General features: G+C 37.2%; 11 protein-coding genes. All 11 read right to left on the bottom strand.

The window, feature by feature from the left end; translation table 11 throughout:
• The gene (locus tag MJG50_RS00785) at window positions 1–912 is read right to left on the bottom strand and encodes a dihydroorotate dehydrogenase (RefSeq protein ID WP_240251891.1); all 912 of its coding nucleotides are present in this window, start codon (window positions 910–912) and stop codon (window positions 1–3) included.
• Window positions 909–1,688 carry a dihydroorotate dehydrogenase electron transfer subunit gene (locus tag MJG50_RS00790; protein WP_240251893.1) on the bottom strand — a complete coding sequence of 260 codons (780 nt, stop codon included), beginning with the start codon at window positions 1,686–1,688 and terminating at the stop codon, window positions 909–911. The genes MJG50_RS00785 and MJG50_RS00790 overlap by 4 nt, the downstream gene beginning before the upstream one ends.
• Complete coding sequence (gene carB, locus MJG50_RS00795; protein WP_240251895.1) at window positions 1,685–4,897, bottom strand: carbamoyl-phosphate synthase large subunit; 3,213 nt, start codon at window positions 4,895–4,897, stop codon at window positions 1,685–1,687. Before carB ends, MJG50_RS00790 begins: the two co-directional genes overlap by 4 nt.
• The gene (locus tag MJG50_RS00800; RefSeq protein ID WP_240251897.1) at window positions 4,882–5,982 is read right to left on the bottom strand and encodes a carbamoyl phosphate synthase small subunit; all 1,101 of its coding nucleotides are present in this window, start codon (window positions 5,980–5,982) and stop codon (window positions 4,882–4,884) included. The genes carB and MJG50_RS00800 overlap by 16 nt, the downstream gene beginning before the upstream one ends.
• Window positions 5,979–7,265 (bottom strand): dihydroorotase, encoded by a 1,287-nt coding sequence (gene pyrC, locus MJG50_RS00805; protein ID WP_240251899.1) that lies wholly within the window; start codon window positions 7,263–7,265, stop codon window positions 5,979–5,981. The genes MJG50_RS00800 and pyrC overlap by 4 nt, the downstream gene beginning before the upstream one ends.
• A complete protein-coding gene (locus tag MJG50_RS00810) occupies window positions 7,250–8,164 on the bottom strand; it encodes an aspartate carbamoyltransferase catalytic subunit (RefSeq protein WP_240251901.1) in 915 nt (304 codons plus the stop codon). Before MJG50_RS00810 ends, pyrC begins: the two co-directional genes overlap by 16 nt.
• Before the next feature lie 167 nt (window positions 8,165–8,331).
• Window positions 8,332–9,654, bottom strand: coding sequence for a solute carrier family 23 protein (locus MJG50_RS00815; protein ID WP_240251903.1), 1,323 nt, complete (start codon window positions 9,652–9,654; stop codon window positions 8,332–8,334).
• A 142-nt stretch (window positions 9,655–9,796) separates the two neighbouring features.
• Window positions 9,797–10,339, bottom strand: coding sequence for a bifunctional pyr operon transcriptional regulator/uracil phosphoribosyltransferase PyrR (pyrR, locus tag MJG50_RS00820; RefSeq protein WP_240251905.1), 543 nt, complete (start codon window positions 10,337–10,339; stop codon window positions 9,797–9,799).
• A 183-nt stretch (window positions 10,340–10,522) separates the two neighbouring features.
• Complete coding sequence (locus MJG50_RS00825) at window positions 10,523–11,434, bottom strand: RluA family pseudouridine synthase (protein WP_240251907.1); 912 nt, start codon at window positions 11,432–11,434, stop codon at window positions 10,523–10,525.
• On the bottom strand, window positions 11,431–11,898 hold the full coding sequence (lspA, locus tag MJG50_RS00830; protein ID WP_240251909.1) for a signal peptidase II: 468 nt from the start codon (window positions 11,896–11,898) through the stop codon (window positions 11,431–11,433). Before lspA ends, MJG50_RS00825 begins: the two co-directional genes overlap by 4 nt.
• Window positions 11,899–12,008: 110 nt before the next feature.
• Window positions 12,009–12,377, bottom strand: coding sequence for a TraR/DksA C4-type zinc finger protein (locus tag MJG50_RS00835; RefSeq protein WP_240251911.1), 369 nt, complete (start codon window positions 12,375–12,377; stop codon window positions 12,009–12,011).
• Window positions 12,378–12,448: the final 71 nt, after the last annotated feature.

Raw genomic sequence — 12,448 nt, forward strand, 5'->3', positions numbered from 1 at the left:
TTATTTCCAGCTCCTTCCTTGGCATTCTGAAATATGATCAAATCCGTATTTATCTAGTAAAGCTGGTAATTTATTAATTATCGTCGGGCAAATATATGGATCTACAAAATTAGCTGTTCCTACAGCAACTGCACTAGCTCCAGCATAAAAATACTCAAGTACATCCTCCGCTGATTGTACTCCACCCATACCAATGATTGGAATTGAAACAGCTTGGCTCACCTCATAAATCATTCGGATTGCGACTGGTTTAATTGCTGGACCTGATAGACCACCTGTTTTATTTGCTAATATTGGTTTTCCAGTTCTTAGGTCTAGCCTCATTCCCACTAATGTATTAATCATCGTTAAACCATCTGCACCAGCATGTTCGATCGCCTTTGCCATTTCAACGATATTCGAAACATTCGGAGATAGTTTTACATACACAGGTACCTCTGATACTTCCTTTACTCGCTTCGTTAGATCGGCTGCGATTTCCGGAATTGTTCCAAAAGCAATTCCACCTGTTTTAACATTTGGACAAGAAATATTTAATTCAAGAGCATGAACATTTCGTGCTTTAGAAATTTCTTTTGCCACCTCGACATAATCATCAACCTGAGAACCTGCAACATTTGCAATAATTGGCACTATAAATTGCTCTAACCATGGTAATTCTTCTGAAAGAACCTTCTGTAATCCAGGGTTTTGCAAGCCAATTGCATTCAACATCCCAGATGTAGTTTCAGCAACTCGAGGAGTTGGATTACCAAACCTCGGCTCCAATGTTGTTGCCTTAATCATTATGGCTCCAAGTTCACTTAAATTAAATACTTGTGAATATTCCTTACCAAAACCAAAACAACCTGAAGCAGGCATAATTGGATTTTTTAAGTCTAAGCCAGGTAATTTAACATGTAATCTGTTCATAGAATCACCTCGCCAACTTTAAATACTGGTCCGTCGCTGCAAATTTTTTTATAAGAATAACCATTTGGATCATCTTGTAGACGACAAACACAAGCAAAACAAGCTCCAATTCCACAACCCATTCTTTCCTCGAGTGAGATATATGCATTTTTATGATGATAACTACTCTCAAGTGCTTTTAACATCGGTGTTGGACCACATGAATACAAAGTATCAAAGTGAATTTCTTCCTTTTTAATAATATCCGTTACAAAGCCTTTTTGCCCATATGAACCGTCAACGGTAGCGATATATGTGTTCCCCAATTCAGCAAATTTCTCTTCATAAAAGACAACTGAGCTAGACTGAAAACCAAGAACGTGAATGACTCGTACACCTTTTTTGACTAATTGCTTCGATAATTCATATAAAGGTGGTACACCAATTCCTCCTCCTACTAATAAAGCTGTTTCGCCAGGTTTAACCCCTTGTACAGGAAATCCATTTCCAAGTGGTCCGAGAACATCTACATATTGATCTAGTATTTTTTCAGAAAGGACTCGTGTTCCGAGTCCTTCCCTTCTATATATCACCGTGAATTGCTCGTCTGCCTTATTAATATTCGCTATACTAATAGGGCGTCTTAATAAAGGCTCTGACCCTTCGCTTACCTTCAAATGGACAAATTGACCAGGTTCCTTCATTTCATTAACTAACATTCCTTCAAGCGTCAGTTCAAATATATTCTCTCCAATACATTCATGACTAACAACCTTCATTAATTCCTTTTTCATCATACATTAACCACCTCACGAGGTAATGTATGGGATTTCATCGCCTCACTTGAAAAATTCATCGACTCTAACACTCTTAAAATCGCTTTCGCTGTATCTAATGAAGTTAAACAAGCGACACCATTCTCTACGGTTTCTCTACGGATTCTAAATCCATCCCTTGCAGGTTGTTTCCCTTTTGTTAATGTGTTGATAACAAATTGAGCACCACCCTGACGAATTACATCAATTAGATTCGGTGTTTCAGAACCGATTTTATTTACGGTCGTAACAGGAATATTTGCTTGCTGTAAATAGCTTGCAGTACCACTCGTTGCTAATATTTGATAACCAATCATATAAAAACGTTTTGCGATATCCAATGCCTCTTCCTTGTCCTTATCTGCAACTGTTAATAACACAGATCCATATCTTGGAATATTAATACCAGAGGCAACTAAACCTTTATATAAGGCCTTTTCTAGTGTGAAGTCCTTCCCCATTACTTCACCGGTAGATTTCATTTCAGGACCTAGTGTAATATCCACATTACGTAATTTTGCAAAAGAGAAGACAGGTACTTTTACATACACTCCATCACTTTCAGGATGTACTCCAGTTGCATAGCCTAAGTCGTTAAGTGATTGACCCAAAATAACTTTCGTAGCTAAGTTTGCCATTGGTACACCTGTAATCTTACTTAAGAATGGTACAGTACGACTTGAACGTGGATTAACCTCGATTACAAAAACCTCATCTTGATACACAACAAATTGGATATTGAGCAGTCCGATAATATTTAAACCTTTTGCAAGTGCAATTGTATGATCAGTTATTTGTTGTTTAATATGATCTGATATGCTTTGTGGTGGATACACAGCAATTGAATCTCCTGAATGGACTCCAGCACGTTCAATATGCTCCATGATTCCAGGGATATACACCGTTTCACCATCTGAGATCGCATCCACTTCAATTTCTTTTCCAGTTAAATATCGGTCAATTAATACTGGGTGTTGCGGGTTAATCTTGACCGCATTTTCCATATAGTATAATAATTCATCCGTATGATAGACAATTTCCATTGCTCTTCCACCTAATACATATGAAGGTCGAACTAGTACTGGGTAACCAATTTCTTCAGCTATTACGATTGCTTCATCGACTGAAGTAGCTGTTTTCCCTTTTGGTTGAGGAATCGCTAATTCCGTTAATGCTTGCTCGAATTTATCCCTATTTTCTGCCCGATCTAGATCTTCTAATGAAGTACCTAGTATTTTGACACCCCGGTCAGCCAATGCACTTGCAAGATTTATCGCAGTTTGACCACCGAATTGTACGACAACCCCTAGTGGTTTTTCTAAATCAACAATATGCATGACATCTTCAATTGTTAATGGTTCAAAGTATAGCTTATCTGAAATACTGAAATCAGTTGATACAGTCTCGGGATTATTATTGATAATAATTGCCTCATATCCCGCTTCTTTAATTGCCCAGACTGAATGGACAGTTGCATAGTCAAATTCAACTCCTTGGCCGATACGAATTGGACCTGATCCAAGTACAATCACACTTTGACGATCAGTAACAATTGATTCATTCTCCTCTTCATACGTTCCGTAATAATAAGGTGTTGAAGATTCAAATTCAGCTGCACATGTATCCACCATTTTGTATACTGGTACAATTCCTTTTGTTTTACGAGTTTCATATACTTCTTTCTCAGTCCAATTCCAGTACTCAGCAATAATTGAATCGACAAAGCCATTCTTTTTCGCAACCGTTAATACATTAAGGTCACCAATATTATTTTTCAAAGATTTTTCAATCGAGATAATATTTTCGAATTTCTGTAGGAAAAATAAATCAATTTCACTCCACTCATGGATTTGATTGATTGTGATTCCACGTCTCATTGCTTCTGCAAGGTAAAATAATCGTTCATCTCCAGCTCTGCGAATTCGCTTCTCAATTGTTTCCAAATCAGCGTCCTTCGCTTCTACTAGATCCAAATGATGTACACCTGCCTCAAGTGAACGTACAGCTTTTAAAATCGACTCTTCGAAATTTCTTCCTATCGCCATGACTTCTCCAGTGGCCTTCATTTGTGTGCCAAGTCTACGATTAGCAGATTCAAATTTATCAAATGGCCATCTCGGAATTTTCGTAACAACATAATCTAACGTTGGCTCGAAGCATGCATATGTCTTTTCGGTAACAGGATTAATCATTTCATCAAGTGTAAGACCTACGGCAATTTTTGCAGCAAGTTTTGCTATCGGGTACCCTGTCGCCTTTGATGCAAGTGCAGATGAACGACTAACCCTTGGATTAACTTCAATCACGAAATAATTAAAGCTAAATGGGTCGAGTGCAAGTTGAACATTACAGCCCCCTTCAATTCCAAGTGCTCTGATTATTTTTAATGATGCATTACGTAAAAGTTGATGCTCGCGATCAGTCATTGTTTGACTTGGTGCCACAACAATTGAATCACCAGTATGTATCCCAACTGGGTCAACATTTTCCATATTACATACAACGATTGCATTATCGGCTGAATCACGCATTACTTCATACTCAATTTCTTTGAAACCAGCAATACTTTTTTCAAGTAAGCACTGTGTAACAGGGCTATTCTTCAATCCACTTGTTACAATTTCAATCAATTCTTCCTCATTACTACATATTCCACCACCTGTACCGCCAAGCGTATATGCTGGTCGAACGATGACTGGATAGCCAACTTCTTCCACAAACGAGTACGCTTCCTCAAGAGTATGGATTATGTCACTTTGTGGTACAGGCTCATTTAATTCGTTCATTAAGCTTCTAAATAAATCGCGGTCCTCGGCTTGTTCAATCGCTGATAATTTCGTTCCTAGAATTTCAACACCGCATTCCTCTAATACACCTGATTTAAAAAGCTCCACTGCTAAATTCAAACCTGTTTGACCACCTAAAGTCGGTAGAATCGCATCTGGTCTTTCTTTACGGATAATTTTACTTACGAATTCTACTGTGAGTGGTTCTATATAAACTTTGTCTGCAATTTCGACATCAGTCATAATTGTTGCTGGATTCGAATTTACCAAAATTACCTTATAACCTTCTTCTTTTAATGAAAGGCATGCTTGTGTACCTGCATAATCAAATTCTGCCGCTTGCCCAATAATAATAGGTCCTGACCCAATAACTAAAATACGGTTTATATCTAGACGTTTTGGCATAATTCTTCCTCTTTTCTCTTGAAGTTTTCAATCATCTGTAAAAATTCATTGAATAAGCCATTGGTATCCTCTGGACCAGGTGAAGCTTCTGGATGGTACTGTACTGTAAATGCCGGATAATCAAGATGGCGTAATCCTTCTATCGTTCCGTCATTCAATGCTCTATGTGTTACCTCAAGTCTTGTTGATATTAATGAATCTTCATCAACTGTATAACCATGATTTTGAGATGTAATCGCAACTTTACCTGTTATAAGATCCTTAACAGGATGATTGGAACCACGATGGCCAAATTTCATCTTCACTGTATCTGCTCCATTGGCTAATGCAAATAACTGATGCCCCAGGCAGATTCCGAAAATAGGAACCTTTCCAAGGATACCTTTGATCATTTCAAGAGCGGAAGGGACATTCTTTGGATTCCCTGGTCCGTTACTGAACATTACACCATCAGGGCTAAGACTTAGTATTTCTTCAGCAGTTACATTGTATGGAACAACGACAACATCACAGTCACGATTATTAAGTTCACGTAATATCCCATGTTTCATTCCGAAATCAACGAGTACAACACGATGACCTCTTCCAGGGCTTGGGTATGATCCCTTTGTTGAAACTTGTTTTACTTGGTCGGTTAATATCGGAGTTTCTTGTAATTTTTGAATGACATCATTAACATTTGCATCGATATGACAAAATGCTCCTTTTAATGTTCCAAATTTGCGGATAATTTTTGTAAGCTTTCGCGTATCTATTCCAGATAACCCAGGTATTTTTTTTGCTTTTAAGTACTCATCCACACTATATTGGCTTCGGAAATTTGACGGATGGTCACATACTTCTTTCACAATAAGCCCATTAATTGCAGGTGTAATCGATTCAAAATCGTCACGATTGATCCCGTAATTCCCAATCAATGGATAAGTCAAAGTTACAATTTGCCCACAATTTGAAGGATCTGATAATACTTCTTGATAGCCTGTCATCCCTGTATTAAAGATGACTTCACCTATTGTGTCCTCTTCATATCCAAAACCTTCACCAATGAATACTGTTCCATCCTCTAAAATTAATTGTCTTTTCATACAAGTACACTCCCTTTCTGCCAAACGACCTTACCATTTACGATAGTCAATACAGGCCACCCTTTACATTTCCAGCCTGCAAATGGGGTATTTTTACCTTTTGAAACGAATTCATCTGGATTAATTTCATTTTCTGATTGTAAATCTATTACTGTAAGATCGGCTTGTGTTCCAACCGCTAATTTACCAAATGCTAGTTTGAAAGCTTCTGCTGGTTTTCTTGTTAAATAATCAACTAGTTGTTGTAATGTCATTTTTTCTGTTTCTACAAAATGTGTATATAAAAGAGGGAAAGCTGTCTCAAGTCCAACTATTCCAAAGGGTGCTACCTGCATTCCTTCCGCTTTTTCTTCCTTGGAATGTGGCGCATGGTCTGTCGCGATGAAATCAAGTGTTCCATCAAGTAAACCCTCTATCAATGCTGCACGATCATCACTTCCACGTAATGGGGGGTTCATTTTATAATTTGAATCGACTTCTGGTATATCTTCTTCAGAAAGAAGCAAATGGTGTGGCGTTACTTCAGCAGTAACTTTTATTCCCGCTCTCTTAGCATCCCTTATGACTCGAACTGATTCCTTCGTGCTTACATGACATACGTGGTAATGACAGCCTGCTGCCTCCGCTAAGAGAACATCTCTAGCAATATGTACAGACTCACATACAGATGGAATTCCATTTAATCCGTTTTTTTGGGAGAATTCACCTTCATGTACTGAACCTTTATTAATAAGTGTATTTTCTTCACAATGCGCAACAATCGGCATATTAATAGCTGCCGCATTTTTCATTGCTTGAAGCATCATTCCTGCAGACTGTACTCCAACTCCGTCATCGGTAAAAGCAAATGCACCTGCTTTTTTTAAGCCTTCCATATCTACGAGCTCTGCACCAATTTGGCGAGTTGTTATTGAAGCATACGGAAGAACATTCACATGGCCAGTTTCAGCAATTCTTTTTTGTAGCCAATTCATTTGTTCTACAGTATCAGGGACAGGTCTTGTATTAGGCATTGGTGCAATTGTCGTAAAACCACCCTTAGCAGCCGCAAGTGTTCCCGTTTCAATTGTTTCCTTATGTTCTCCACCAGGTTCTCTTAAGTGCACGTGTAAATCGATGAATCCAGCTGAAACAAAATTACCTTGTAGGTCGATAATTTCACAATTATCTTTATTAACAGTCGCACCTATTTCTTCTATCTTCGAATCTATGATTCTAACCTCAGCTGCAACCAATTCACCTTGTTGATTAAGTATCTTCCCATTTATTAAAGCGATCGACATAGTAAAACTCTCCCTTCTACGTGTTGAAAAGCTCTTTTCAAAATGGCCATTCTCACGAAAACACCGTTCTCCATTTGCTTAAATATTCTAGAATTCATACTTTCAACCAACTCGCTAGCTATTTCTACATCTCGATTAAATGGTGCAGGATGCATAATGATGGAATTTTGTTTCATTTTCTTGCCTCTTTCTATCGTAAGGCCATATTGTTCATGATATTCTTCTTTCGTTAAACCTATTGATTGATCATGTCGTTCATGTTGAATTCTCAATAACATGACTACATCTGATTCCTCAATACCTTCATCAAGGCTTATATAAGAACCAAATGGATTTGTTTCATCATGCCATTCAGAAGGACCTGAAAACTTAACATTTGCTCCCAATCTTGTTAAAATCTCAGCGTTGGAACGAGCTACTCTACTATGACGAATATCCCCGACAATTAAAACCTTCAAATCTTTAAAACTACCGAACTCTTGTTTCATTGTTAATAAATCTAAAAGAGATTGACTTGGGTGGTGCCCACAACCGTCACCCGCATTAATGATTGGAATATTTATCCCCGACGATAATTGCTTAAAATATTCATCATCAGTATGTCGAATAACGACTGCATTTGCACCTATTGCTTGAAGCGTTCGTACTGTGTCATATAATGTTTCACCTTTTTGAACACTGGAAGTGATTGCCTCAAAATTCAACACATCAATTCCTAGCTTTTTTTCTGCAACCTCAAAACTAAATCTTGTTCTCGTACTAGGTTCGAAAAATAAGTTCGCAACAAAGCTTTGCTTTTCTACCTTCCACTCTTTTCCATCCACGAATTCTTGTGCATCCATAAGAAGAAGATTAATCTCTTCATTCGATAGTTCTGTCAAAGTAAGTAAGTGATTCATTTGGTCTCCCCCAAGAATTTGATATAAAAACACCCTTATCTAAATAGATAAGGGTGTTTTTAACAGTACAATTAAAGATAAAGGGTGCACGTAAATAACCCTACTCCCACTTATCTATAATTGTACACACCCTTTTTAGTCTCGCTGGACTATATTAAAAGGTGAATCTATGCAACTGAATCATCATTTTCAATATGTGCTTCATAAATATCTACATCTTCTGGAACTTCTCCCCCAGGAAGGATAATATTTAACAATACTCCAACGATTGCTGCTAATGCCATTGCAGGAATTTGAACTGTTTTAGTTACTTGGATAAATGCTCCACCAATTCCAATTACAAGAATGACTGAAGATATGATTAAGTTTCGATTTATCCCTAAATCTACTTTACTATCTACAAGCATGCGCAGACCAGAAGAAGCAATAATCCCAAATAGCAGGATAGAAATTCCTCCCATTACTGGAGTTGGAATTGAACCAATCAATGCAGTAATTTTCCCAACAAATCCGAAAATAATCGCGAATACTGCCGCACCACCTATAACATAGATGCTATAAATACGTGTGATCGCTAATACCCCAATATTTTCTCCATAGGTTGTATTTGGAGGTCCGCCTAGTAATGAAGCTATAATTGTAGCAACTCCGTCCCCCATGATAGAGCGGTGTAACCCTGGTTGCTTAATTAAATCCTTATGGACGACCTTACTTAATACCATTTGATGTCCGATATGCTCTGACAAGGTTACGACTGCGATTGGCACCATTAGCATAAACATTCCCCATGAAAATGTTGGTGTATAATCCACAAATGGTATGATAAAATCGGGCATTACGAAAACTTTTGCATCGATAACTTTTGTAAAATCAACAATTCCTACAATTGCTGCATATATATAGCCGCCAATAATACCAATGAGAACCGGAATTAGATTAAGAAACCCTTTAAAAAAGATTGTACTAATAATTACGATTGCTAGCGTTACTAATGCTACTGAAAAATGTAATAAGCTATATTTTTCAGTTACTGGATTATTCATTGCCATACTAACCGCTGTACTTGCTAAGCTTAACCCAATAACGATTATTACTGGACCAACTACTACCGGTGGTAATATCTTTACTAACCATTTATGCCCTGTTGCCTTAATGATTAATGCCACAATTCCATAAACTATACCCGCCATAAGAGCACCCATCATTGCCCCACCAGGGCCATCTGAAGCAAAAGCTGTTTGTAATGGAATGATAAAGGCAAATGATGAACCTAAGTATGCAGGTACTTGACCCTTCGTAATAAGTAAAAATGCCAATGTTCCTAAACCGCTAGAAATAAGTGCTACTCCTGGACTAATCCCAACTAAAATCGGTACTAATATTGTAGCTCCAAACATTGCGAATAAGTGCTGCAAGCTTAGGATAAAAAATTTCCCTGGTGTTGGTGCTTCATTTATTCCCAAAATTGGTTTTGAATTTTCGTTACTCATGTTATTTCCTCCTCGTGACTAGTATGCCCTATACAAAAAAATCTTTGTGTTTTCACACAAAGAGGTAGACGAATTCCTACAGATGAGAAGGAATGTTACCCCTTTGTTGGCCTCTCTGGACCACATTTAAAAGGGACTATATTTATTTTTCATGTATACTAACTTGGTCAATCTTATCTATTTCTTCTAATTCAACGACGATTATTTCTGAATTGGCTGTAGGAACATTTTTCCCTACAAAATCTGCACGAATTGGAAATTCTCGATGGCCTCTATCGACAAGGACAGCTAGTTGAATTTGAGATGGTCTACCTATATCGATAAGTGCATCTAATGCTGCTCGTACAGTCCGGCCTGTAAACAAAACATCATCAACCAATACTACTTTTTTATTCGTAATATCAACTGGGATGTCTGAGCCTTTTACGATTGGCTCACGATCAGCCGATTTAGTTGTTAAGTCATCGCGATATAAGGTGATATCTAGTTCTCCAACCTCAACTTGACTTCCTTCAATCTTCTCAATTCTTTTTGCAATTCTTTTTGCTAAATGAATTCCTCTCGTTTTTATGCCTACAATGACACATTCTTCAATTCCTTTATTTTTTTCTATTATTTCATGCGCAACCCTTGTAAGCGCTCTTTGGATTGCTTTATCATCTAAAACGATAGCTTTCTCACCCATTCGATCACCTCAACTTTCCCATGGCATAAAAAAAGTCCTCTCAGCCGTGTGAGAAGACATAGATTTTTTACACAATGGATGTTATAAATCCGATTGCTAATCCGATACCTTCTCAGCCTCACGGGACTGTATTAAAGGGACTTAATTAAATTAATTATATCTTAATTGGTTTCGCGAAATTTGTCAACGATTTTTTAAATGGGCTAAAAGCTGTTCGAATTCCTCTGGTAATGGTGCTTCAAATTCAATATATTCTTTCGTTCTTGGATGTACAAAGCCAAGTAATCCAGCATGTAATGCTTGTCCATTTATTTCAAGTGTTTTTTTGGGACCATATTTTGGATCACCTGCTAATGGATATCCAATATATTTCATATGGACACGGATTTGATGAGTTCTTCCAGTTTCTAGCTCACATTCAATGAAGGTAAAGTCCTTAAAACGGTCAATAACATTAAAGTGAGTAACTGCAACCTTACTATTTTCATCTGTAACAGTCATACTTTGCCGATCTCTTTTATCACGACCAATTGGGGCATCAACTGTTCCGTGATCATGTGGAATATTGCCATGAACAATAGCTTTATATTTCCTTGTCACTGTTTTTGCTACAAGTTGATTAACAAGTGATTCATGTGCGAAGTCATTTTTTGCGACCATTAATAGACCTGAAGTATCCTTATCAATCCGATGGACAATACCAGGCCGCATCACTCCATTAATCCCTGACAGGTCTTTACAATGTGCCATCAAACCATTTACAAGAGTTCCGTTCACATGACCTGGGGCTGGATGGACAACCATCCCTTTTGGCTTATTAACGACAAGAACATCTTGATCTTCGTAAAATATATCTAAACTCATTTCCTCTGCGATAACATCTAATTCTACAGGCTCTGGCATAGAAATTTGGATATAATCTCCAATACCACATTTATAGTTCGGCTTTACCTTTTGTCCATTTACAGTTACATCTCCATCTTTTATCCATATTTGAACCTGTGTTCTAGACCATTCTTGATTAAATGAAGAAACTACTTTATCTATACGATCATTTTCTTGTTGTGCTTCAATTGTTAGTTCGAACGTACTCATTCATTCTTCTCCTTATTTGCCTTACCTTCAAATAGCGTAAGTATAATGACAAGACCGACGCCAATTACGAGTGCCGAGTCGGCAACATTAAAAATTGGGAAATCATATGTAAATATAATTGTATCAATAAAATCAACAACTTCTTTACGAAATAGTCGGTCAATAAAATTTCCAATTGCTCCGCCCAACATTAAGGAAAGAGCGATACCGAACATTTTTTGATTATGTTCCAACTTTTGGATATAGACTACAAGGATTCCAATTACGATAACAGTAATAATATAAAAGAACCACATTTTCCCTTGTAGGATTCCCCAAGCTGCTCCACGATTACGATGTGAGGTTATGTATAGAAAATTTTCAATTACTTTAATACTTTCTCCTTGATTCATGTATGTAACAATCATCCATTTTGTTGCTTGATCCAATAAAATTATAACTAATGCATATAAATAATAAATCATTAAGCCGCTCCCACCCTTTAACATCATGTTCTTTTGAATTTTAGCATATGTTAGAAGGCAATGTACACTGAAATTATCCTAGTAAGACAAAACAGAAGCGAATTTATCATTCACTTCTGTTCGAGAAGATATAGATTCGTTTTGGGTTTTTGAGGAAAAGTTGTTTCAAAAAGTTCACTAAAGGAAAACTCAAAAATTGAACGTGCCGTTGGTAGAATCCTTAATTTATCAAATGGAATTTGATCGCCTGTTTCCTCACAAATTCCATAAGCACCATAGTCCATTTTTTGTAAGGCAAGTTCTACATCCCGTAAATCTTCTCTAATATGATGAATTACAATTTTTTCTTTTTGGATTTTATTGCTTTCATAAAGTGGTTCACTACTTACCTCATAATGTGTTGAATGTGCCAACCTAGTTAAAAGCTCGCGTTTTGTCAACTCTAACTCCGATTTAATCTCTGCATATTGATCGTTCATTTGAACGCCTCCTTGTCATGCCTGATTAAATACATAACAAACATCCCCTATAAGGTAGTAAAGATAGTGTT

The organism is Fredinandcohnia quinoae, from assembly GCF_022427965.1.
Classification (GTDB): Bacteria; Bacillota; Bacilli; order Bacillales; family Bacillaceae_L; genus Ferdinandcohnia; species Ferdinandcohnia quinoae.